The sequence below is a fragment of the Vibrio sp. zbq_1 genome, assembly GCF_043102935.1.
GTDB classification, from domain to species: Bacteria; Pseudomonadota; Gammaproteobacteria; order Enterobacterales; family Vibrionaceae; genus Vibrio; species Vibrio parahaemolyticus.
On record NZ_JBICJH010000042.1, the window covers coordinates 122,019 to 144,565 of the forward strand.

22 protein-coding genes and 1 other RNA gene are annotated in these 22,547 nt (G+C 46.0%); 6 read left to right on the forward strand and 17 right to left on the reverse strand.

Annotated features, from left to right (window positions below):
• Position 1 precedes the first annotated feature (1 nt).
• From murD to rsmI, 9 genes are all read right to left on the reverse strand, one after another.
• Positions 2-1,315: a UDP-N-acetylmuramoyl-L-alanine--D-glutamate ligase gene (gene murD / locus ACF8CV_RS20255; RefSeq protein WP_005458170.1), complete on the reverse strand. Its 1,314-nt coding sequence runs from the start codon at positions 1,313-1,315 to the stop codon at positions 2-4.
• Between the two features lie 39 nt (positions 1,316-1,354).
• Positions 1,355-2,437: a phospho-N-acetylmuramoyl-pentapeptide-transferase gene (gene mraY, locus ACF8CV_RS20260; protein ID WP_005458164.1), complete on the reverse strand. Its 1,083-nt coding sequence runs from the start codon at positions 2,435-2,437 to the stop codon at positions 1,355-1,357.
• Complete coding sequence (gene murF, locus ACF8CV_RS20265) at positions 2,437-3,801, reverse strand: UDP-N-acetylmuramoyl-tripeptide--D-alanyl-D-alanine ligase (protein WP_025625334.1); 1,365 nt, start codon at positions 3,799-3,801, stop codon at positions 2,437-2,439. Before murF ends, mraY begins: the two co-directional genes overlap by 1 nt.
• Positions 3,798-5,279 carry a UDP-N-acetylmuramoyl-L-alanyl-D-glutamate--2,6-diaminopimelate ligase gene (gene murE / locus ACF8CV_RS20270; RefSeq protein WP_025625335.1) on the reverse strand — a complete coding sequence of 494 codons (1,482 nt, stop codon included), beginning with the start codon at positions 5,277-5,279 and terminating at the stop codon, positions 3,798-3,800. Before murE ends, murF begins: the two co-directional genes overlap by 4 nt.
• A 60-nt stretch (positions 5,280-5,339) precedes the next feature.
• Positions 5,340-7,133, reverse strand: coding sequence for a penicillin-binding transpeptidase domain-containing protein (locus tag ACF8CV_RS20275; protein WP_020840082.1), 1,794 nt, complete (start codon positions 7,131-7,133; stop codon positions 5,340-5,342).
• Complete coding sequence (gene ftsL / locus ACF8CV_RS20280; RefSeq protein ID WP_005458197.1) at positions 7,130-7,447, reverse strand: cell division protein FtsL; 318 nt, start codon at positions 7,445-7,447, stop codon at positions 7,130-7,132. The genes ACF8CV_RS20275 and ftsL overlap by 4 nt, the downstream gene beginning before the upstream one ends.
• A 5-nt stretch (positions 7,448-7,452) precedes the next feature.
• Entirely contained in the window at positions 7,453-8,403 is a 951-nt protein-coding gene (gene rsmH, locus ACF8CV_RS20285) for a 16S rRNA (cytosine(1402)-N(4))-methyltransferase RsmH (RefSeq protein ID WP_020904235.1), read from the reverse strand.
• A gap of 175 nt (positions 8,404-8,578) precedes the next feature.
• An RNA gene (gene rnpB / locus ACF8CV_RS20290) (RNase P RNA component class A) lies at positions 8,579-9,008 on the reverse strand.
• A gap of 166 nt (positions 9,009-9,174) precedes the next feature.
• A complete protein-coding gene (rsmI, locus tag ACF8CV_RS20295) occupies positions 9,175-10,038 on the reverse strand; it encodes a 16S rRNA (cytidine(1402)-2'-O)-methyltransferase (RefSeq protein WP_005497083.1) in 864 nt (287 codons plus the stop codon).
• A 68-nt stretch (positions 10,039-10,106) separates the two neighbouring features.
• Here rsmI and ACF8CV_RS20300 point away from each other — a divergent pair, with 68 nt between their 5' ends.
• The 4 genes from ACF8CV_RS20300 to ACF8CV_RS20315 are packed head-to-tail and all read left to right on the forward strand — an operon-like array spanning position 10,107 to position 13,574.
• Positions 10,107-11,918: a penicillin-binding protein activator gene (locus ACF8CV_RS20300; protein WP_138938663.1), complete on the forward strand. Its 1,812-nt coding sequence runs from the start codon at positions 10,107-10,109 to the stop codon at positions 11,916-11,918.
• On the forward strand, positions 11,905-12,270 hold the full coding sequence (locus ACF8CV_RS20305) for a YraN family protein (RefSeq protein ID WP_025541284.1): 366 nt from the start codon (positions 11,905-11,907) through the stop codon (positions 12,268-12,270). The genes ACF8CV_RS20300 and ACF8CV_RS20305 overlap by 14 nt, the downstream gene beginning before the upstream one ends.
• Positions 12,271-12,273: 3 nt before the next feature.
• The gene (locus tag ACF8CV_RS20310; protein WP_005458175.1) at positions 12,274-12,864 is read left to right on the forward strand and encodes a phosphoheptose isomerase; all 591 of its coding nucleotides are present in this window, start codon (positions 12,274-12,276) and stop codon (positions 12,862-12,864) included.
• Between the two features lie 20 nt (positions 12,865-12,884).
• On the forward strand, positions 12,885-13,574 hold the full coding sequence (locus ACF8CV_RS20315; protein ID WP_025522878.1) for a BON domain-containing protein: 690 nt from the start codon (positions 12,885-12,887) through the stop codon (positions 13,572-13,574).
• A 60-nt stretch (positions 13,575-13,634) separates the two neighbouring features.
• On the opposite strand, the gene sspB is transcribed toward ACF8CV_RS20315, so the two are convergent.
• The 8 genes from sspB to zapE all read right to left on the reverse strand — a co-directional run bounded on the left by sspB (position 13,635) and on the right by zapE (position 20,194).
• Positions 13,635-14,117, reverse strand: coding sequence for a ClpXP protease specificity-enhancing factor (sspB, locus tag ACF8CV_RS20320; RefSeq protein WP_005458208.1), 483 nt, complete (start codon positions 14,115-14,117; stop codon positions 13,635-13,637).
• Positions 14,118-14,133: 16 nt separating this feature from the next.
• The gene (sspA, locus tag ACF8CV_RS20325; RefSeq protein ID WP_005458199.1) at positions 14,134-14,769 is read right to left on the reverse strand and encodes a stringent starvation protein SspA; all 636 of its coding nucleotides are present in this window, start codon (positions 14,767-14,769) and stop codon (positions 14,134-14,136) included.
• Positions 14,770-14,865: 96 nt separating this feature from the next.
• Positions 14,866-15,603, reverse strand: coding sequence for a cytochrome c1 (locus ACF8CV_RS20330; protein ID WP_005479715.1), 738 nt, complete (start codon positions 15,601-15,603; stop codon positions 14,866-14,868).
• The gene (locus ACF8CV_RS20335) at positions 15,600-16,865 is read right to left on the reverse strand and encodes a cytochrome bc complex cytochrome b subunit (protein ID WP_005479717.1); all 1,266 of its coding nucleotides are present in this window, start codon (positions 16,863-16,865) and stop codon (positions 15,600-15,602) included. The genes ACF8CV_RS20330 and ACF8CV_RS20335 overlap by 4 nt, the downstream gene beginning before the upstream one ends.
• Entirely contained in the window at positions 16,865-17,455 is a 591-nt protein-coding gene (gene petA, locus ACF8CV_RS20340) for a ubiquinol-cytochrome c reductase iron-sulfur subunit (protein ID WP_005479718.1), read from the reverse strand. Before petA ends, ACF8CV_RS20335 begins: the two co-directional genes overlap by 1 nt.
• Before the next feature lie 546 nt (positions 17,456-18,001).
• Positions 18,002-18,394 carry a 30S ribosomal protein S9 gene (rpsI, locus tag ACF8CV_RS20345; protein WP_005458217.1) on the reverse strand — a complete coding sequence of 131 codons (393 nt, stop codon included), beginning with the start codon at positions 18,392-18,394 and terminating at the stop codon, positions 18,002-18,004.
• A 15-nt stretch (positions 18,395-18,409) separates the two neighbouring features.
• On the reverse strand, positions 18,410-18,838 hold the full coding sequence (rplM, locus tag ACF8CV_RS20350; protein WP_005396465.1) for a 50S ribosomal protein L13: 429 nt from the start codon (positions 18,836-18,838) through the stop codon (positions 18,410-18,412).
• A 252-nt stretch (positions 18,839-19,090) separates the two neighbouring features.
• Positions 19,091-20,194 carry a cell division protein ZapE gene (gene zapE, locus ACF8CV_RS20355; RefSeq protein ID WP_020840080.1) on the reverse strand — a complete coding sequence of 368 codons (1,104 nt, stop codon included), beginning with the start codon at positions 20,192-20,194 and terminating at the stop codon, positions 19,091-19,093.
• A 196-nt stretch (positions 20,195-20,390) separates the two neighbouring features.
• Here zapE and zapG point away from each other — a divergent pair, with 196 nt between their 5' ends.
• Both zapG and ACF8CV_RS20365 read left to right on the forward strand, forming a co-directional pair.
• Positions 20,391-20,834 (forward strand): Z-ring associated protein ZapG, encoded by a 444-nt coding sequence (zapG, locus tag ACF8CV_RS20360; protein WP_005457173.1) that lies wholly within the window; start codon positions 20,391-20,393, stop codon positions 20,832-20,834.
• Between the two features lie 336 nt (positions 20,835-21,170).
• Complete coding sequence (locus ACF8CV_RS20365) at positions 21,171-22,538, forward strand: Do family serine endopeptidase (protein WP_031846117.1); 1,368 nt, start codon at positions 21,171-21,173, stop codon at positions 22,536-22,538.
• Positions 22,539-22,547 lie beyond the last annotated feature (9 nt).

The window sequence follows — 22,547 nt, forward strand, 5'->3', positions numbered from 1 at the left end:
GTTATGCATATTTCTGAGCAAGAACAGCAAATGCATCGCCTCTTGCCATAAAATTGTCGAATTGATCAAAGCTAGCACATGCGGGAGACAGCATCACCATATCACCAGATTTTAACTGCGAAGATATTTGTTGAATCACATCTTCCATGGTGTTGAAACGGATTGCTGACTCATGTAGTGGCATAAAATCATCACCGTCTAGACCAAAACAGCACAGTTGTAGGTTAAGCGTTGCAAAGATCGGTTTTAATGGCGTGAAGTCCGCGCCTTTACCGACACCACCAACGAGCAGATAAAGTTTACCGGTCGACTCTAATCCTGATAGCGCAGCCATAGTGCTTGCGATATTAGTTGCTTTGGAGTCATTCACCCATTTTACGCCACGATTATCCGCAACCACCTGGCATCGGTGTGTCAGTCCAGTGTAATTTTTAAGTGCATTCAAAGCGTTGTGGTAATCAACACCTGCAGCTTTGAGCAGAGCCAACACGACGAGAGCGTTCGCTAAGTTATGTTTGCCGACAAGTTTCAATTCATCGCTGGCGATTACGCGCTGACCATGATCAAGTAACCATGTGCGAGAACCATCGACTTCAAGGCCGTAAGCTTGCTCATCGCTGCCAAACGTAACCACGGGCATCTCAACCTCTGGGTACGTCTCTTGATCATCACGGTTAACTACAGCTAACTCTGCATGATCAAAAATACGCAGCTTAGCAGCGCGATAATCTGCCATACCTTCGTAGCGATCCATATGATCTTCGGAAAGGTTAAGAAATGCCGCCGCTTTGAGTTTCAAACTCGACGTCGTTTCCAACTGAAAACTTGAAAGTTCCAGTACATACAAATCCGCATCTTGCTCAAGCAGCTCCAGTGCAGGCACGCCAATGTTACCGCCGACACCCACCGTCAATCCTGCCGCTTTTGCCATCACACCAGTTAAATCTGTCACCGTGCTCTTGCCGTTTGAACCAGTGATGGCCACCACTGGTTTATTCACAGCCCAAGCAAACAACTCGATGTCCCCCACGACAGGCGTGCCTTTCGCTAGCACCGTTTGTATCTCTGGTGTCGCTAACGCAATACCAGGGTTGGTCACCACCAAGTCCGCCTCTGCAAGCCACTGGGTATTCCAACCACCACGGTGTAGTTCAACCTGTTCAGGCAGACGCTCGGCGCCTGGCGGATTGTCACGCGTATCAATAACTTTAACCGTCAATTGCGGCTGAGTTTTTCGGAGGTGTTTAACGACAGAGAGCCCGGTAATACCGAGCCCTACGACGACAACGTTATGTATGTTTTGCCAACGTTCCATATGTGATCACACTGTATTGCTTGTTCTTGGAAAGTGCGTTTAACGCACTTTCAATGTCGCAAGACCAATCAGAACAAGAACCATAGAAATTATCCAGAATCGCACGATTACACGAGGTTCTGGCCAACCTTTTAATTCGTAGTGATGATGAATTGGTGCCATGCGGAAAATGCGTTGACCGCGCAGCTTGTATGAACCGACTTGGAGGATTACAGACAGTGTTTCCATAACAAACACACCGCCCATGATAACCAGCACCAATTCTTGACGAACCAAAACAGCGATAGTGCCTAGTGCACCACCTAGCGCAAGAGAGCCTACGTCACCCATAAATACTTGTGCTGGATAGGTGTTGAACCATAAGAATCCAAGACCCGCGCCCACAATCGCCGTACATACCACAACAAGCTCAGAGGCATGTGGTAGATATGGGATGTGCAGATATTCAGAAAAGTTAACGTTACCAGTAGCCCAAGCGATAACGGCAAAGCCTGCAGCAACCAGTACCGTCGGCATGATAGCCAAACCATCTAAGCCATCAGTGAGGTTTACCGCATTACTGGTGCCAACAATCACGAAGTAAGTCAGAATGATGTACATCAGACCAAGCTGTGGCATCACGTCTTTAAAGAATGGCACGACAAGCTGCGTCGCTGCTGTGTCTTTACCATAAGCGTATAGAGCAAATGCCACAACAAATGCGATCAAAGACTGCCAGAAATACTTCCAACGCGCGATCAAACCATCGGTGTTTTTACGCACCACTTTACGATAATCATCGACAAAGCCAACGGCGCCATAACCTAGCAATACCGTCAGTACCGCCCAAACATAAGGGTTGGATAAATCAGTCCACAATAGAATCGTGATCGAAATAGCCGCCAAAATCATGATACCGCCCATAGTAGGAGTACCACGCTTGCTAAAGTGAGACTCAGGGCCTTCGTTACGCACGACCTGACCAATTTGAAGCATTTGCAAACGCTTGATCATGATAGGTCCCATCCAAAGAGAAAGACCTAGGGCAGTAAGTACACTGAGAATTGCTCGAAAAGACAGGTATTCAAACAATCGGAAAAAAGACAGGTATGGCTGTAGCAGCTCGGCAAGCCAAATAATCATTAAAAATACTCCTTCAAAGCAGCAGCGACTTCAAACATACGTGCACCGTTCGCGCCTTTAACCAAAATAGTGTGTTGGTCAGAAACGGTTTGGTCTAGATGCTGCTTGATGTAGTCAATCATCTCTTGATGTGTCTCAAAGTGAATGCCATGGCAAAGCTCGCTAATGATCTTTGCGTCTGCACCATATGTGAGAACATGTTCAAATTTTTGTGGGGCAGCATGTTCCCCGACTTGACGGTGAAGTGCAAGACTTTCCTCACCCAATTCCGCCATATTGCCTAAAATCAACCAGCGCTGACCGTGAAACGCCCCAAGCAAATCAACCGCCGCTTTCATCGCAGGTACGCTTGCATTGTAGCTGTCATCGATCAACTTGATCGTCGAGCTGAGTTGCTCTACATCCACTCGGCCTTTTACTTTGTTAAGGTTTAAAAGACCAAACTGAATCTCTTCAACGGTTGCCCCCATGTGTAGCGCAATGATTGAGGCCGCAATAGCATTTGCAACGTTATGTTGACCAATAATACCAAGTGACAGTTCAATTTCTCGCGAATCTGATGAAATATGCAAAGTAAAGCTCGCTTTACCTTCCTCATTCATTGTCACGTTCGATGCGTAAAAGTCCGCTTGCGAATTATTATGCGAGAAAGTGATCACTTTTTTATCTGCAAGAACCGATTGCCACAGCGCGTCACCGTTACTATCGAGATTGACGATGGCAATGCCACCAGCCTGTAACCCTTGATAGATTTCACCTTTGGCTTGCTTTACACCCTCAATAGAACCAAAGCCTTCCAAATGCGCCGCCGCAACATTGTTTACCAGCGCGATATCCGGTTTCACAAGCTGGGTAGTGTAAGCAATTTCACCAATATGGTTTGCGCCTAGCTCAATCACCGCGTAATCATCATCTTGCTGAGAACGCAGCAAGGTCAGCGGAACACCAATATCATTATTGAAGTTCCCTGCCGTGAACAACACGTTGCCTTTTTGCTGAAGAATGCTGGCAACCATCTCTTTCACCGTGGTCTTTCCACAGCTGCCAGTTATCGCAACGGTAGGCGTTTGGCAAGAATGGTGCACCCAAGAAGCTAACTCGCCCAGTGCGATTTTGGTATCCGATACCACGACTTGCGGCGCATTCACATCAAGACACTTTTCAACCAATAAGGCACCAGCCCCCGCTTCAAATGCTTGCTGACAAAAATTATGCGCATCGAATCGTTCACCGACAAGCGCAACAAACAGCGCACCATTGTCTATCGTTCGCGTGTCAGTGGACATTGCGTCGATAGTCAGATCGTTACCGAATAACGCTCCGCCAGTGATTTCTGCAATTTGAGATAAAGTAACCTTGATCATGAAGATAATCCTAAAAGCTGCATTGCGGATTCGCGGTCGGAATAATGAATCGTTTCGCCGTTACGAATTTGGTAGTCTTCGTGGCCCTTACCTGCCAGCAAGATAATGTCTTGAGACGCAGCGTTTTCCAACGCGTAAGAAAGCGCTTTAAAGCGATCATGCTGGACAATCGCTTCTGCTGGTTTGGATAGGCCAGCAAGCATATCTTTGACGATTAATACAGGGTCTTCACTGCGCGGGTTATCATCGGTCAAGACGACTTTGTCACCCAAACGCTCAGCGATTTCTGCCATCATTGGACGCTTACCCGCATCGCGATCGCCACCACAACCGAAAATAGCCCAAAGCTGTCCGTCACAATGCACGCGCAGTGCTTGTAATGCTTTTTCAAGCGCATCAGGCGTGTGAGCGTAATCGACCACAACTTTGGCGCGATTTTCAGCTTGGAATAGCTCCATTCGGCCTAACACCGGCTGCAATTGAGCAGCCGTCGCTAGCAAATCGTTCTTATCAAAACCAAGGCTCAATAAGGTCGCAAATGCCAGCATTAAGTTGGCTGCGTTGAATTCACCAATCAACGGCGCATGCAGCGTACCTTCGCCAAACTGACCATCAAAACGAATCGTAATACCGGATTCAGCATAAGCCACTTGGCTCGCCCATAGCGCGTGTTCAAACTCAGTTGTAGGATCAAGAGAAACGGCAATCGCATTGGTCAGTTGTTTCGCCCACGCAGCGCCAACTTCGTCATCAACATTGATGATTGCTTTATCACATTGATGCTGGGTAAACAGCGTTAGTTTGGCATTGGCGTACTCTTCCATCGTACCGTGATAATCAAGATGGTCTCGGCTCAAGTTGGTAAATACGCCAGCAGCAAAGGAAAGGGATTTAACGCGGCCTTGGATCAAGCCATGAGAAGACACTTCTAACGCCGTATATTGCGCTTGTTGTTCGGCCAAAGAAGCCAGCGTATGCTGGATTTCCACTGCGTTTCCTGTGGTGTTCGCCGCTTCTTTTAAATCATCTAAGAAACCATTACCTGTGGTGCCCATCACTGCTGCTTTTGAGCCAACTAATCCAATCCACTGCGCGATAAGCTGGGTGATGGTAGTTTTACCGTTTGTACCTGTCACACCAATCAACTTCATATCAGGATAGGTGTACAACTGGCCGGCAATTTCAGATAAACATTTATCAAGCGCATCGAGATAAACCACCGGAATATCATCGATGATGTCGATTGTGCCATGCGCTTTCACATCACAAGCCTGGGCAATCACTGCATTGGCGCCTTTTTCAATCGCAGAGGCAATGAACTTACGTCCATCTACCACATGGCCGACAAGAGCGACAAAAGTTGTACCTGGTTGAACTTTGCGACTATCAAGTTCTAGTTCTGAAACGAGAACGGACGCCAAACTAGGGCAATCCACCCAAGGGGAAAGCAGCGCGTCCATACTGATGGCTTTAGTCATAATTGTTCTCCGAGCTTTGGCTCAGGTTTTCTTAAAGTGCTTTGCAGCAGGCTACATCGCCTACTGCTGGAATTTGTTTTCATCAGGTGCGACGTTCAGGATTTGCAGTGCACCTTTCATAATTTCAGAAAAGACAGGGGACGCGACCGAACCACCGTAGTAATCATCACCTTGCGGCTCATTCACAATTACCACCAACGCAATTCGTGGGTCGCTCACAGGTGCTAAACCTGCGGTATAAGTGATGTATTCATCACTATAGCCACCCGCCGATGCTTTTCGAGACGTACCCGTTTTAGCACCAACTCGATACCCCGGAACGGCTGCACGACGAGCCGAACCGCCTTTTTGAGTTACGGTCTCAAGCATATCAAGCACAAGACGCGCATTTTCCTTGCTTACTACCTGACGTGACATATCACGGTCATTGCTCTCGATAATATGAATCGGCTCGTACTTGCCAAGGTTCCCTAACGTTGCATACGCATGTGCAAGCTGAATCGGCGTGATAGACAGACCATAACCAAACGCAATGGTTGCACGTTCAATGGGAGACCAACGCGTTCGAGTTGGGAAGATACCAGTCACTTCGCCAACTAAGTTCAAACCAGAAAGTTCCCCAAAACCCACCGAACTGTACAAGCCAAGCAGCGCCTCAACAGGCATTTGCATCGCAAGTTTGGTCACACCGATGTTACTCGATTTTTTCAGAATCATAGACAAGCTAGCTTTGCCTACCCACGAAACGTCCCTGACTCGGCTGCCGCCCAACCGAAGCACGCCATTACCGGTATCAACGATAGTATCTTTATCCGCCACTCCATTTTCTAAGGCGGCTAAAATAACGAAAGGCTTAATGGTCGAGCCGGGCTCCATTGAGTCCGTGATCACACGGTTACGCATCTTATAACTTTGCCAATCCGTGCGGTTATTTGGGTTGTATGACGGAGCATTAACCATCGCCAAAACGGCACCCGTTTTTACATCCAGCATCACCACGGAGCCAGAGGTTGCACGGTGATCGGCAACCGCCTGTTTGATGGCGCGGTAAGCAATAGCCTGCAAACGCTGATCAATGGTCAGCTGCAACGACTTGCCTTCTTGTTTGTCTTGCCAAGCGATGTTTTCAACGACACGGCCATAGCGGTCTTTACGAATGGTCTTTTTACCTTCTTCACCGGTTAACCATTCATCATAGCTGCGCTCAACCCCCTCTAGGCCATGACCGTCAATGCCTGTCACACCGACAAGGTGCGCACTGACTTCGCCAGCCGGGTAATAACGACGAGACTCCGACTTAAGACCAATACCTGGTAGCTTCAGTTCGCGAATGTAGTTTGCCATTGCTGGGCTCACCTGGCGCTGCAGGTAAATAAAGCGACGCTTTTCGTTGCGCTTGATTTTGTCAATCAGGCCTTGGCGATCCACACCTAACACGTCTGCTAAGGCATACCAGTTTTGTTTCTGACTTAGCGCATTTTCTTTAAAAATGGTGGCTGGATCGGCCCAAACCGCTTCAACAGGCACACTCACCGCTAAAGGTTCACCATTGCGATCAGAAATAATGCCTCGTGCAGACGGGATAGACTTAACACGAATCGAACGTAGATCGCCCTGCTTAATGAGATTATCCGGCTCGATGATTTGAATATAGGCCACACGAGCGACAAGAAGCGCAAAGGCGCAGAAAACAAAAAACAGCAATAAATGGAAGCGCCAGCGAATCAAAAATGATGGCTCTACTTCTACTTTCGCTGCTTTCGGTGCGGTTTTGGTGTCGTTTACTGCGGCTTTGGGTTTCGCAGAAGACTTACGCTTATTTCCTTGTTTAGCGTTGGTTTTCTTTCTTATCATTTTAGCGTGATAACCACTTCTTTATCGCCGTCAGGTCGTTTCATTTCAAGATCCTTTTTCGCAAGATCTTGCACTCGACTGTGTTCTGCTAAGGCGGTTTCTTCCAACATCAGGTTGCGCCATTCGCTATCTAATCGCTCGCGCTCAACCAGAGTGTGATCTTTTTCAGTGATCGCTTGACGCGCATGGTGGGTAGCAAATACCACTCCCATTGCTGATGCCATGATCAATAGCAACAATAGTAATGACCAGCGACCAACGGTAATTAAATCCGTGGCGATCAACTTAGCAAGGTTGGGAGTGGGTTTCGTCATAATAATTAAAGCTTTTCAGCAATTCTTAGCACAGAACTGCGCGAACGAGGGTTCATGTCAATTTCTTGTTTGCTCGGTTTTATCGCTTTGCCAACAGTTTTCATGTTTGCGCTGCCAAGCTCTTTGATTTGCGCTTCCGTCAAAGGAATCCCATGTGGAACCTCAGGACCTTTACTTTCTTTGCGGATAAAGCGTTTTACCATACGGTCTTCCAACGAATGGAAACTGATGACAGATAAACGACCTTCAGGAGCTAAAATACGAGCCGCGCCTTTCAGTGCAGTATCAATTTCTTCTAGCTCACTGTTGATGTAAATACGGAACGCTTGGAAAGCACGCGTCGCTGGGTGCTTTTTCTCTTTAAAACTTTTTGGTGCTGCTTCAGAGATCAGTTTTGCCAACTGACCAGTACGAATCATTGGCTCGTTCTCTTCGTTTTCACGGTATTCCACAATCGCACGAGCAATACGACGAGCGTGTTTGTCTTCACCGAATTCACGAATCACCCAAGTGATGTCATCCAGATCCGCTTCCATCAACCATTGAGAAACCGGGATGCCTGAAGTTGGGTCCATGCGCATATCTAGCGGGCCATCTTTCATAAAGCTGAAACCACGCTCTGCGTCATCCAGCTGAGGCGAAGACACACCAAGATCCAATAACACACCGTCTACTTTACCAACTAGGTCATACTCTTCTGCGTATTGAGCCATGCCAGAAAACGGGCCATGAATAATGGTAAAACGAGGGTCGTCAATTTTGCCTGCTTCCGCAATCGCTTGAGGGTCACGGTCAATACTGTACAGTCGGCCATTTGGGCCAAGTTTGGATAAAATTGTACGGCTGTGACCGCCTCGGCCAAATGTTCCATCAATGTAGATACCATCTGGTTTGATAGCCAAGCCATCAATGGATTCATTTAATAACACGGAAATATGTTGGAAGGTTTCGGTCATAGCTTTCTCGTTGAATGATCTTGAAGCGATTCTTTAGTGTACTGATTTCCTACATCATCGCCACCACAAGTCTAAAGTTAGACGTGATTTACGCCAAGTTTATTGGTAATGACATAGTTTGCGTCAATTAAATGCAAAAAACCCATCGCTACCGAAGTAGAGATGGGTCTCGAATAGGTGGAGCCGACACATAAGCCGGGTTCTGTTCCGCTTGCGCGGCGGTAGCCATTCGTCTAGGCCAGCAATCACTCACTGGCTCGAGCAACCTACCCGCCTCCTTACGCGAGCAACGCAATGTGGAGGCCTATTTGGTCTTGCTTCAGGTGGAGTTTACCCTGCTACGAACTATTACTAGTCGTCCGGTGCGCTCTTACCGCACCCTTTCACCCTTACCTGTTCCCTTGCGGGCCATCGGCGGTCTTCTCTCTGCTGCACTTGTCGTAGGCTTGCGCCCCCCAGGCGTTACCTGGCACCTTGCTCTATGAAGCCCGGACTTTCCTCCCCTTTGTCAGTCTCCCGAAGGACGTCAACGTCAGTTTCCCGAAGGACCTCAACGTCAGTCTCCCGAAGGACATCAACAAAGCAGCGACTACCCAGTCAGCTCCGAGGGCGGATTGTATAGAGTTCTCACTTCAGAGTCTAGTTAGATCACAGATATGATGAAATGAATGCACCGAGTGATGAGTTTTTAGTCAAAACGCAAAAGGTAAACAATAAAAAAGGGTCGATGCTTTCACATCAACCCTTTGCAATATTCAATCTAAACAGCCCTTAATCTAAGTTTTCTAAACCCCATTTGTATAGAGCGTTCTTCTTCAGATTGTGGATTTCTGCCACCAACGCTGCCGCTTTCTTCAAAGGCAGTTCTTTCGTCAGAATACCCAAAGTACGCAAAGCCTCATCGGGCAATGCCTCATCCGATGTTTCACGATGACCATGGATCAAAAGCACCATTTCACCACGTTGCTGGTTATCGTCACTTTTCACCCACTCAATGAGTTCACCCAAAGGCATGCCTTGGATGGTTTCAAATGTTTTAGTGAGCTCTCTTGCTAGAACGACTTCTCGCTCAGGGCCAAGAACGTCTAACATATCTTGTAACGAGTCTAAAATTCGGTGTGGTGACTCGTAAAAAATGCATGTGCGCTCTACCGATGCAATCTCTAAGAATTTATCTTTACGACCTTTACTTTTGGGCGGTAGAAAGCCTTCAAAACTAAAGCGATCTGACGGCAATCCCGACGCGCTTAACGCAGTGATAACTGCACACGCACCAGGAAGAGGCACAACTCTTACGCCCGCTTGACGACATTTTGTCACCAGATGGTATCCTGGATCGCTGATTAGTGGCGTACCAGCGTCAGACACTAAGGCGATAGACTGACCTGACAATAGCTTTTCGACCAAAACCTGTGCTTTTTGTTGCTCATTGTGATCATGCAACGCAAAAGTTTTGGTTTGGATATTGAAGTGAGACAGTAATTTACCCGTATGTCGGGTATCCTCTGCAGCGATGATGTCCACGTTCGACAGAACTTCGATAGCACGTTGTGTGATATCCGCTAAATTTCCGATTGGAGTCGGTACGATGTAGAGAGTTGGCCCCTCATTCGGCAACTTATTTTTATCTGTCATTTGTTTACCATCACTTCAACGATTAATATAGAGACAATTTTGTACAAAATTATAGAGAACTCACGGCAATGATTAACCATAAGAGACTCAGTGTACCACGCATACTCACTCCTGTTGCACTAGCAATTACGCTCGCCGCCTGTTCTTCAGGCCCGAGACAGCCTGATGGCGTAGATGTCACACTTGAGCCTACCCAGTCGGTACAGAACTACATGATTCAAGCTGATAGCACGGAAGGCAGCTTACAAAACGACTGGTTGATCATGGCAACCAAAGCCGCAATCCAAGCGAACCAATTGGATCAAGCAGACCTTCTGATAAAACGTCTGGCTCGCCAACAATTGACGGAAGTTCAACAGGCGGAGTGGCAACTGGCGCGTGCGACCATACAGCAAAAGCAAGGCGATTACTCTCAGTTGTTGCAACTTCTTAACTTTAAGCCTTGGTGGAAACTACCGAATGAGCAGTGGAAAGATTACTACTCTCTACGTGCCGATGCTTACCAAAGCCTAAATCAGCCGTTTGAAGCCAACCGCCAACTGGTTGCGTTTAGTCAATACGCGTCATCAGCAGTGCAACGCGAAATCTCAAGCCGAATTTGGATGAACTTTGGCAGTTACTCTGAATATGAACTGACTTCGCTACAAACTGAACCCAGCGAAGACGTGTTAGACGGATGGTTGCAATTAGCAGTTTACGCAAAAACGCTCTCCGGCAATCTGTCTCAGTTAAAAAATACCCTTGAGCGTTGGTTGAACGAGAACCCGTCACACCCAGCGGCAATCTATACACCAGAAGAAATTCAAAACATTCTGTCACTTGATATCGTAAAACCAAATAACACAGCATTGTTGTTACCATTAACAGGTAAGTTTGCGCCTCAGGCACAATTGATCCGCGATGGTTTTGTATTCGCGATGATGAATGATAGAAACCGCGATCCAAGCGCAACGCTTACCGTCATTGATACGAATGCGTACAGCGCTGACGAAGTGAAGCAACGTCTTATCAACGAAAACATCGATTTTGTTGTCGGCCCACTGCAAAAAGAAAATGTCGAACTACTGCAAACCACGATGGATGGTTCAGCAAACAGTCCAGCCATTCCCGCACTGGCACTGAATATTCCTGAAGATGTTCAGCCAAGTACCGACATTTGCTACCTAGCGTTGTCACCAGAGCAAGAAGTGGCTCAAGCTGCAAAATACTTATTTAGCGAAGGCTATAACTTCCCGCTGATCCTAGCGCCAAAAGGCAGCTACGGTGAGCGTGTTGTGCAAGCTTTCAATGAAGAATGGAGCAAGTACAGCTCAAACAAAGTCGCAACAAGCTACTTTGGTGATAAGCGCCAGCTACAAAAAGACATTAACGACGTCTTTGGATTACAAGAGAGCAAACAGCGTATCGCACAGATGCAATCGCTCATGCGCATTAAGTTGGAAACACAGCCACGCAGTCGTCGTGATGTGGACGCAGTTTACATTGTCGCTCGTAGCTCTGAACTAACACTTATCAAACCATTCATTGAGGTCGCAATTAACCCAGATGCGAAGCCACCAAAACTGTTCTCGAACTCTCGTAGCAACAGCGGTGGTGCGACGTACGAAGACTTAACAGGCATTATCTACAGTGACATTCCGCTGTTAGTAAACCCAGACCCAATCGTGACCGCTGAAATGAATGAGCTATGGGCAGATCAATCCAACATGGAAAAACGCTTAAAAGCTCTAGGGATGGATGCCTACAAACTGATCGGTGAATTGCCACAAATGAAAGTGGTACCAGGTTACTCAGTAAGCGGCCAAACTGGTACGTTAAGCATTGACAACAACTGTGTTGTACAACGCGAATTGAGCTGGGCTGAGCGTGGGGCTCTTTAGTAAGCGTCAAATAGGTAATCAGTACGAGACCCTGGCGAAGCAGTATCTGCAGCGTCAGGGTTTGCGTTTTTTAGATCAAAATTATCTGACAAAGTTCGGCGAAGTTGATTTAATCTTCCAACAAGATGAAACTATCGTCTTTGTTGAAGTCAAATATCGTAAGAACGATCATTTTGGCTCAGCGGCAGAAATGGTCACAAACGCTAAAATGCGCAAACTGATCAAAACAGCACAAGTTTGGCTCAGCCAACAACGCACAATGAACACCATAGATTATCGGTTCGATGTCATCGCCATTCATGACAGTGGTCGCGACATCAACTGGATACAAAATGCAATATCTGAAGGATAAGCGATGCTAGACAGCATTAAAGATAGCTTTACAGAAAGTATTCAAATTCAAATCGCAGCCGCAGAAGCTCTGCCTGATGCGATCACGCACGCCGCTCAAGCCATGGTTTCGAGCTTGCTGAATGGCAACAAAATTCTTTGCTGCGGCAACGGTGGCAGCGCCTCAAATGCACAACAGTTTGTTTCTTGTCTTTTAAATCGCTTTGAGACCGAGCGCCCTAGCCTTCCCGCTATGGCGCTGACTGCGGACAACACCACACTAACGGCAGTTGCAAACGACTACCACTATCAAGAGATTTTCTCTAAGCAAGTTCGTGCATTTGGCCAACCAGGCGATATTCTTCTGGCGCTTTCTACCAGTGGCAACAGCAAAAACATCATCAAAGCGATGGAAGCGGCCGTAACTCGCGACATGACTATTATCGCCCTAACAGGTAAAGATGGTGGTGAGATGGCAGGATTACTAGGCGAAAACGATGTAGAAATTCGTATTCCATCCCATCGCACGGCTCGCATTCACGAAGTGCATATGGTCACTCTTCACTGCTTATGCGATTTAATTGACCAAGTACTTTTCCCTGCTCACGAAGAATAACAGATTTGAGAATCAGCATTATGATACGTAGCCTTGTCATTTTATGTACCATCTTAAGCTTGAGCGGATGTGCGGGACTGTTCATTGCTGGAGCTGCCACCACGGCAAATATTGTGACAGATACTCGCACCACGAAGCAGATCTGGCAAGACAACAATATTGAATTTGAAGTCGCAGCGATCGGTAATAAAGAACCATTTAAAGGGCATGTTCGAGTTGTTGCGAGCTCGTACAATGGTACGGTTGTTTTAATGGGCCAAGCTCCAACTCAAGATTTGATTAATCAAATTGAGCAACGAGCTAGAGCCATTGATGGCGTCAAAACCATTCATAACCAAATTAAGGCTAAAGAGCCATTGAGCGTGACGCAAATCAGCAACGACAGCTGGATCACAACCAAGGTAAAATCGGCTCTATTAACCGACTCGGACCTCAATGGCGTGAAAGTCAAAGTCATTACAGAGGATGGTGACGTATTTTTGTTTGGCTATGTAACCGCTCAGCAAGGTGAACGCGCGACGGAGATTTCGCGCAATATCTCTGGCGTAAAACAGGTGATCAAAGGGTTCCAATACGGAGACGCAGAACCAGTTAAAGTCGATTTACCTAGCGACGGTGTGACAACACAGACACAGACACAGACACAGACACAGACACAGACACAAGATGATAGTGATCCAGATGTCGAAACGTTTACCATCAGTGACTAAACGATATTGAAAAACTTGAAACCGAAGTATAAAAAAAGCAGCGTTAACGCTGCTTTTTATTTACTTAATCACTCTTAAGCTTGGTCGACCTTTAGGACGAGGAGCTTCTTCCTCTTGGGATTCTGCACCAATCTCCTCAGAAGTTTCTTCCGTCACCGCCTTAAAAGATGGTGACAAATCTTCTTCTTCAATCGTTTCTTCTTCGATGTGCGTGTACGCTTCTTCTGGTTCAAACATTGTTCCAGCACCGTTTTCACGAGCATAAATCGCTTGAACTGCATACACTGGCACGATCACTGAATGTGGTCGGCCACTAAAACGAGCATGGAAGGTAATCGCATCATTACCCAACTCTAAGTTACCAACGGCACGAGGAGCAATATTCAAGATAATCTGACCATCTTGAACAAACTCAACAGGCACACGCACACCCGGCATAGTTGCATCAACAACCAAGTGGGGAGTTAAGTCATTGTCTACTAGCCAATCGTAAAATGCGCGAAGCATATACGGACGGCGAGCAGTCATTTTTGCAATATCCATAACGTCTCTAAATCGCTTAGCGAACTAGACGCATTTCACGTTCAGCTTCAGTTAAAGAAGCAAGGAATGAATCACGCTCAAATACGCGGTTCATGTATACCTTGATTTCTTTTGAGCCTGGGCCAACTAGGTCAATACCAAGTTGAGGTAGACGCCACAATAGTGGAGCTAGGTAACAATCGATTAGGCTGAATTCTTCACTCATGAAGTATTCGTATTCAGCAAAAATTGGCGCTAGAGTCAGTAGATCGTTACGAAGTTTCGTACGCGCTTTTTCTGACTCTTCTGCATTACCTTTAACAATTTTTTCAGCTAGTGAGTACCAGTTACGTTCAATACGGTACATCATCAAACGGCTGTTACCACGAGCAACTGGGTAAACCGGCATTAGAGGTGGATGAGGGAAACGCTCGTCCAAGTACTCCATGATGATTTTTGAATCGTAAAGAGCTAGCTCACGGTCAACAAGAGTTGGCACTGATTTATATGGGTTTAGCTCAACAAGCTCAGCAGGAAGATTAGCTTCATCAACAAGCTCAACTTCAACACTTACGCCTTTTTCAGCTAGTACGATGCGAACCTGATGGCTATACAAATCTGATGCACTTGAGAAAAGAGTCATCACAGAACGTTTATTGGCAGCTACAGCCATGGAGCCCTCCAGTACACTTACAAATAAAAATAATGGAGGCTAAGCCTCCATTATCCATCAATTAAAATTGGGAATTAGCACGGTATGATAGCACAATTAATGCACATCACGCCAATACTCTTTCTTAAGCATCACGACAACAATCGTTAGTAGAACTAGGAAGCCCATTACCCACCAACCCAAAGCATGACGCTCAAGTTGAACTGGGTCGCCGGCGTAAACCAAGAAGTTCACCAAGTCACCAACCGCTTTGTCATATTCGCCTTCGCTTAATTCGCCAGTACCGTTTGTCTCAGTACCAACAACCACTTTGACTTCTTCACCATCAACCATCTTAGTGCCGTACACTGGCGTTGGAATACCTTGCAGTTCTTCAAGAACGTGCGGCATACCAACACTTGGGAATACGATGTTGTTCACGCCAAATGGACGAGATGGATCAACATAGAAAGAGCGTAAGTATGTGTACAACCAATCCGCACCACGCACTCGGGCTACCAAAGTTAGATCCGGTGGTGGAGCACCAAACCAGTTTGCCGCCTGCTTCGGTGGCATAGCATTAACCATGAGGTCACCGATTTTCGCTTCAGGGTTGAAAATCAGATTTTCCTTCATTAGGTCAGCAGGAATATCTAAGTCTGTTGCTACACGCTCATAACGCTGGTATTGCGTAGAGTGACAAGCAAAACAGTAGTTCATGAACAACTTCGCGCCATTTTGTAGCGAAGCTTTATCCGTTAGGTCCACGTTTGCTTTATCAAGCGGAACGTTGGCCCCTGCTGCCATCGCAAGAGATGGCAACATAGCAAATAGAATTACAATCCACTTCTTCATTTGAATGTCACCCTCTCTGGTAATGGTTTGGTTGCTTCATTTTTGCTGTAGAAGAACAGCAGTACAAAGAACATGAAGTAACACAAGCTAAAGATCTGAGATAGTAGTGTGTACGTCGGTGTTGCAGGCAACGCACCTAAAATGCCCAGAGCGATAAAGGCGATAGTGAACTGAACAATATTCAATAGGTGGATTTTGCTACGGTAACGGTACGAACGTACTTTACAGCGATCCAACCAAGGTAGAACAAACAGTACAGCGATAGACGCACCCATTAGGATTACACCCAATAGCTTGTCTGGAACCGCACGCAAGATTGCGTAAAACGGAGTGAAGTACCATACCGGAGCGATGTGTTCAGGCGTCTTCAATGGGTTTGCAGCTTCAAAGTTAGGCGGCTCAAGGAAGTATCCACCCATTTCTGGGTTAAAGAACAACACATAACAGAAGAAGAACAAGAAGCCAGCGACACCAACCAAATCCTTAACCGTGCCATATGGATGGAAAGGAATAGAGTCAATAATGTCGTATTTCTTCGTGTAGTAATCGTGGAACTTGAACTGCGTTTTGTAATCATCGCCCATTGAACCTTTTGGTAACTTAGTTTCGATACCGTCAGGGTTGTTAGAGCCCACTTCGTGCAGTGCCAATACGTGAAGCACGATAAGTAGAAGTAGTACGATAGGCAGCGCAATTACGTGTAGTGCGAAGAAACGGTTCAACGTTGCACCTGAGATGATGTAGTCACCACGAATCCAAAGCGTTAAGTCATCACCGATAACAGGGATTGCACCAAACAGAGAAATGATTACCTGAGCGCCCCAGTATGACATCTGACCCCATGGTAGTAGGTAACCCATGAATGCTTCAGCCATTAGAACTAGGAAGATCAACATACCGAAGATCCACAGTAGTTCACGAGGCTTTTGGTACGAACCGTAGATCAGACCACGGAACATGTGCAGGTATACAACAACGAAAAACGCTGATGCGCCAGTTGAGTGCATGTAACGCAGAAGCCAACCGTACTCAACGTCACGCATGATGTATTCGATAGATGCAAACGCACCTTCACCAGAAGGAACGTAGTTCATCGTTAGCCAAATACCCGTTAGGATTTGGTTAACAAGAACCAGCATCGCCAGAGAACCAAAAAGATACCAAAAGTTGAAGTTCTTCGGCATTGGGTATTCAGATAAATGCTTTTTATAAGCATTCATTGCTGGAATACGCTTTTCTACCCAGTCTAATAGTGCTTGCATTATGCATCCCCCTCATCAACACCCACAATGAGCTTGGTGTCGCTCAAATACATGTGTTTAGGAACGACAAGGTTCAATGGAGCAGGTACCCCTTGGAATACTCGGCCTGCCATATCGAACTTAGAACCATGACAAGGGCAGAAGAAGCCAGACCTTACGCCCTGCACCTGCTCTGAGAAAGAGTCTGGTAGGTAGGTAGGTGAACAACCAAGGTGAGTACAGAAACCAACGGCAACAAAGTACTCTTCTTTAATCGAGCGAAACTCATTCTGAGCGTACTCTGGCTGCTGTTCCATTTCAGATTGTGGATCACGAAGCTTATCACTGATCGTTTTTAAGTTATCCAGCACGCTTTGAGTACGGCGAACAATCCATACAGGTTTCCCCTGCCACTCAACACGTACCAGCTGACCTGGTTCAATTTTACTTATATCCACTTCCACCGGTGCACCCGCCGCTTTGGCTTTAGCACTCGGATTCCATGATTTAATAAAAGGCACGGCGACGGCGACTGCCCCTAATCCACCAACAACTGCCGTTGTAGCGGTTAGAAAACGCCTGCGACCGTTATTTAAAGGCGCGTTGCTCATCCAAACATTCTCCCATTTGCTCCCTTTGGATCGTTATTATTCCGCTTATAAGAGCATGGCTAACAAATAATGAATTTAGTTCTAATTATTGGGGAGAAATGATAAAGAAAACCCTACTTTTTGACAAGATAAAGCTACCTTTTTGTAACATTTGTGAGGCAAATCGCTCGCGTCGTCACAAAAGCGGCAGAATTATAAAAAATTGATGTGATTTGTAACAAGAAAGCGAAATGAAGAACAACAAAATTAAGCCTCAAATGCCTTTTATTTTGGTTGTTTTCAGAGAATTACACCGAATAAGTTTTCAATAAGTGACAAAAATCACTAACACGTAAATTTAAACTTTTGTAGCACAAGGAAAGCGTAAATATCGCGACAAAACCTTCGTAAAATGTTGCGTGGATATTAAGGGGGAGTGTTCTGAGATAACCAGAGAGAACGGATGTTTTATCTGACAATAAAAAACAAAAAGCTCGGCATATAGCCGAGCTTTTGGTGCACAGTCCCAGAATAATTCTGGAAAGCATAATTTCCGGTAAAAGGAAATTAACGCTTAGAGAACTGTGGACGACGACGTGCTTTACGTAGACCAACTTTCTTACGTTCAACGCAACGAGCGTCACGAGTAACGTAACCAGCTGCACGTAGAGCAGGACGTAGAGACTCATCGTATTCCATAAGCGCGCGAGTGATACCGTGACGGATAGCACCAGCTTGACCAGAAATACCGCCGCCTTTAACTGTAACGTAAAGGTCTAGCTTCTCAGTTAGTTCAACTAGCTCTAGAGGTTGTTTAACAACCATGCGAGAAGTTGGACGACCGAAGTATTCATCAAGGCTACGCTTGTTTACTACAATGTTGCCGCTGCCTGGTTTAATAAAAACACGTGCAGCTGAGCTTTTGCGACGGCCAGTGCCGTAGTATTGATTCTCTGCCATTTTCGAAATCCCCAATTAGATGTCTAGTACTTGTGGTTGTTGAGCAACATGGTTGTGCTCAGCGCCTGCGTAAACTTTAAGCTTACGGTACATAGCACGGCCTAGAGGACCACGTGGAAGCATGCCTTTAACTGCTAGCTCAAGAACCATCTCAGGTTTACGATCGATCAGCTTTTCAAAAGTGATAGATTTTAGACCACCTGGGAACTCAGAGTGACGGTAGTACACTTTGTCTTTAGCTTTGTTACCAGTTACAGCAACTTTCTCAGCGTTGATAACGATGATGTAGTCACCAGCGTCAACGTGAGGAGTGTATTCAGCTTTATGTTTGCCACGTAGGCGAGATGCAATTTCACTTGCTAGACGGCCAAGAGTTTTACCTTCAGCGTCTACAACGTACCAGTCGCGTTTTACAGTTTCTGGTTTAGCAACGAAAGTTTTCATGCTAATAATAACCCGTTAATTAAAATTTAAACTTTAAAGGAACACCCGTTTGGTGCTCCCACACTGTCTAAGAGCCCAGTCATCACCCCTTCGAGTCGTTGGTACTCTCGACCATCTATTTCGAAATAACTTCGATAATCCGGTCTGCAGTAACGGTGGGTCGCAGGATTATAGAGAAGAGCGAAGAAAAAATCACCTTTTTTTGCGCCAAATCACTAATTTTTTCTTCACTTTTTAAAGAGGCAATCAAATTTACGCCAAATGCTCGCGAGCAAGATACTCATGACTCTGCATCTCGGTTAAACGTGATACACAACGCTTGAACTCAAATTCCAGTTGTCCTTCGCTATATAAGGCATCCATCTCGACTTCCGCTGAAATAATCAGTTTTACGTTACGCTCATAAAACTCGTCGACTAAAGCAATAAAACGCCTCGCAGCATCATCAATTTTACGATTCATCTGACGCACATCGGCCAGTAAAACCGTGTGATAAATACGTGAGAGTTCAATGTAATCGTTTTGACTTCGAGCGGTTTGGCACAACTGCTCAAAAGAAGCATGTAACACCCCATCACTGGCTTCAATCACGTTAATCTGTCGATGATTAATGTCGATTTTATGAGCAACACTTTTACGCTCAGCCGTAAGCTGCTGATAATAGGTATTTAAATTAATAGAAGCCTGCTCATCCAATGGATAATGGTAGATTTCGGCTTGTTCCAACGTCCTCAGACGATAATCGACACCACTATCCACATTTAGTACATGGCAACGCGCCAAAATCATATCAATAGCAGGAAGGAAACGAGCTCGCTGTAAGCCATTACGATACAAATTTTGTGGTTCGATGTTTGACGTCGCCACCAGCACCATCTGACGCTTAAACATTTCTTGCAACAATGTGGCAAGAATCATGGCATCAGTTATGTCAGACACAAAGAACTCGTCAAAACAAACAATATCTGCTTCTTGTTTAAATAAGTCGGCAACTTTGGAGAGAGGATTTTCTACCTCCCCCAAACGCTTTAACTCGTCATGTACCCGATACATAAAGCGGTGAAAGTGCACGCGCATTTTTCTGTCAGTAGGTAAGGCATCAAAAAAGGCGTCCATTAAATAGGTTTTACCTCGGCCTACCCCGCCCCAAAAGTACAAACCTTTTGGGGGTTGAGGCATCTCGACCTTTTTACCCATGAGCTTTTGCCATTTAGAAAGTTGAGGGATCGGCGCAGACTGAAACTCAACAATATCATGGTAGAGTTTGTCTAAAGCGACAACGGCTTGATGCTGGGCTTCATCGCGCTGGAATCCATGTTCTGCTATATCTTTTTGATATCGTTTTAGTGGTGTCATCAGATTAAGTCGTGTTAGAGGTACAGAGAAAATGGTCACCTCGGGGTCAACTTTGAGAATAGAGAGAAGTAGTTATCAGTCCCCGAAGACATACTGCTATTTTTCTTTATCGGCTGTGAAAGCCATAGTAACATGGACAAGCACCGCGTGTAACTAAGTAGTAAAAGACTTGTTAAAACAACTATAAGGAGCAGTTATGCCTTGGATTTATGCCATTGTGGGTTTGCTGGTCGGTACAATCGTAGGCGTAGTCATTAGTAGACTAACCACCCCTGAATACAAGAAACAAAAGTCTGTGCAAAAAGAACTTGAAGCGGCTAAGTTTGAACTAGAGCAACAACGTCAAGAGCTCGTAGATCATTTTGCACAAACCGCAGAAATGTTGGATACCTTGGGTAAGGATTACACTAAACTCTACCAACATATGGCGAAGACCTCTTCAGAACTTCTGCCTAACTTGCCAGAACAAGATAACCCGTTTGATAAGAAAACGGCGATGTCTTCAGAGCAAATCAAAGAAGACCAACCAGAGGTCAACGAACAACCAAAAGACTATGCCAACGGCGCGACCGGTCTTTTGAAAGATCAAGAAAAAGAGATCATCAACGCTCCCGACGTGGTGACGGCTAAAGCCTCTTAACCAGCTCTTTTCCTTTCTTTTGGGTCGATATAAATCGTAATTTGTATCGACCCTTTTTGAACTTTTCTGCAGCAATCCCTCTCTAACTTGCATGTGAACTGCCGTCACCCTTTGAATATCCAAACTAGACCTTATATTAAAAATATCAATCAAGATAAGTTGATGTTCATAAACCTATGCAGGCAATTCGTTTCAGTCTGTTGCGGCCTTTGAATAATGGCATGCGCTATCGGTTGGGCTAAACGTACCCTGTCATGGATGACCAAACGCTTATTCTTATTGGTGTAAAGTGCGGATATTTCTTTTTGGCAGACATGTTTCAAGAGGAGTTACTGGATGAAAAAGCCATTGCTTGCGCTAACCGTTCTATCTTTAAGTTTGAGTTCCATTATCACGCCGATAACGGCCACGGCAGCACTGCCTCTAAGTGTTGATGGCCAGCAATTACCAAGCCTAGCCCCGATGCTAGAGAAAGTGACCCCAGCAGTCGTGAGCATTGCGGTTGAGGGTAAACAAGTTCAAACCAGTCGTATTCCGGAACAATTTCAGTTCTTCTTCGGCCCTGACTTCCCGATGGAGCAAACTCGAGAGCGTCCATTCCGCGGATTGGGCTCTGGCGTCATTATTGATGCCCCAAAAGGGCACATCGTCACTAACTATCATGTGATCAAAGGCGCGGATGAAATTCGAGTGCGCCTCTATGACGGCCGCGAGTACGATGCAGAACTCGTTGGTGGTGATGAGATGGCAGACGTCGCATTGCTGAAATTAGAAAAAGCGAAAAATCTAACTCAGATTAAGATTGCCGACTCTGACAAGTTACGCGTCGGCGACTTTACTGTTGCTATCGGCAACCCATTTGGTCTCGGCCAAACCGTCACCTCGGGTATCGTTTCTGCACTGGGTCGTAGTGGTTTAAACGTGGAGAACTTCGAAAACTTCATCCAAACCGATGCCGCAATCAACAGTGGTAACTCTGGCGGTGCATTGGTGAACCTTAACGGTGAGCTGATCGGTATTAACACCGCCATTTTGGGACCAAATGGCGGCAACGTCGGGATTGGTTTTGCGATCCCATCGAACATGATGAGAAACCTCACTGAGCAGATTTTAGAATTTGGTGAAGTAAAACGTGGCATGTTGGGCGTTCAAGGTGGTGAAGTGACCTCTGAGCTGGCAGAAGCACTGGGTTACGAGTCAAGTAAAGGGGCATTCATCAGCCAAGTCGTGCCTGATAGCGCAGCGGACAAAGCGGGTCTAAAAGCCGGTGATGTGGTTGTATCAGTGAACGGTAAGTCAATCGACACTTTCTCTGAGTTGCGCGCCAAAGTCGCCACATTAGGAGCAGGTAAGAAGATCACGCTAGGCGTTATTCGTGATGGTAAGAGCAAATCGTTTGACGTGACTCTTGGCGAGTCCACCAACATGAAAGCCAAAGCGGAAACGTTGCATGAAGGCCTAAAAGGAGCAGAGTTAAGTAACACTACACCAAGTGATGCAATCCAAGGGGTAAAAGTCTCCAGTGTTGCAGAGAATTCACCTGCCGCGCAATACCAGCTAAAACAAGGTGACATCATTATTGGCGTCAATCGTCAACGAGTGAAAAACCTTGCGGAGCTTCGCTCTATTGTTGATAAACACAAAGGAGTGCTTGCACTAAATATCCAACGCGGGGAACGCACTATCTACTTGGTGATTCGATAGTCTCTAGCC

Coding starts and splice junctions, on each gene's coding strand:
- rsmI (WP_005497083.1), bottom strand. CDS start 10,038: ATGACAGATAAAAATAAGTTGCCGAATGAGGGGCCAACTCTCTACATC.
- murF (WP_025625334.1), bottom strand. CDS start 3,801: ATGATCAAGGTTACTTTATCTCAAATTGCAGAAATCACTGGCGGAGCG.
- zapG (WP_005457173.1), top strand. CDS start 20,391: ATGCCTTGGATTTATGCCATTGTGGGTTTGCTGGTCGGTACAATCGTA.
- ACF8CV_RS20330 (WP_005479715.1), bottom strand. CDS start 15,603: ATGAAGAAGTGGATTGTAATTCTATTTGCTATGTTGCCATCTCTTGCG.
- ACF8CV_RS20335 (WP_005479717.1), bottom strand. CDS start 16,865: ATGCAAGCACTATTAGACTGGGTAGAAAAGCGTATTCCAGCAATGAAT.
- rsmH (WP_020904235.1), bottom strand. CDS start 8,403: ATGACCGAAACCTTCCAACATATTTCCGTGTTATTAAATGAATCCATT.
- zapE (WP_020840080.1), bottom strand. CDS start 20,194: ATGACACCACTAAAACGATATCAAAAAGATATAGCAGAACATGGATTC.
- ACF8CV_RS20275 (WP_020840082.1), bottom strand. CDS start 7,133: ATGATAAGAAAGAAAACCAACGCTAAACAAGGAAATAAGCGTAAGTCT.
- murE (WP_025625335.1), bottom strand. CDS start 5,279: ATGACTAAAGCCATCAGTATGGACGCGCTGCTTTCCCCTTGGGTGGAT.
- ftsL (WP_005458197.1), bottom strand. CDS start 7,447: ATGACGAAACCCACTCCCAACCTTGCTAAGTTGATCGCCACGGATTTA.
- petA (WP_005479718.1), bottom strand. CDS start 17,455: ATGAGCAACGCGCCTTTAAATAACGGTCGCAGGCGTTTTCTAACCGCT.
- sspB (WP_005458208.1), bottom strand. CDS start 14,117: ATGGATATTGCAAAAATGACTGCTCGCCGTCCGTATATGCTTCGCGCA.
- mraY (WP_005458164.1), bottom strand. CDS start 2,437: ATGATTATTTGGCTTGCCGAGCTGCTACAGCCATACCTGTCTTTTTTC.
- sspA (WP_005458199.1), bottom strand. CDS start 14,769: ATGGCTGTAGCTGCCAATAAACGTTCTGTGATGACTCTTTTCTCAAGT.
- ACF8CV_RS20365 (WP_031846117.1), top strand. CDS start 21,171: ATGAAAAAGCCATTGCTTGCGCTAACCGTTCTATCTTTAAGTTTGAGT.
- ACF8CV_RS20300 (WP_138938663.1), top strand. CDS start 10,107: ATGATTAACCATAAGAGACTCAGTGTACCACGCATACTCACTCCTGTT.
- ACF8CV_RS20315 (WP_025522878.1), top strand. CDS start 12,885: ATGATACGTAGCCTTGTCATTTTATGTACCATCTTAAGCTTGAGCGGA.
- murD (WP_005458170.1), bottom strand. CDS start 1,315: ATGGAACGTTGGCAAAACATACATAACGTTGTCGTCGTAGGGCTCGGT.
- rplM (WP_005396465.1), bottom strand. CDS start 18,838: ATGAAAACTTTCGTTGCTAAACCAGAAACTGTAAAACGCGACTGGTAC.
- ACF8CV_RS20310 (WP_005458175.1), top strand. CDS start 12,274: ATGCTAGACAGCATTAAAGATAGCTTTACAGAAAGTATTCAAATTCAA.
- rpsI (WP_005458217.1), bottom strand. CDS start 18,394: ATGGCAGAGAATCAATACTACGGCACTGGCCGTCGCAAAAGCTCAGCT.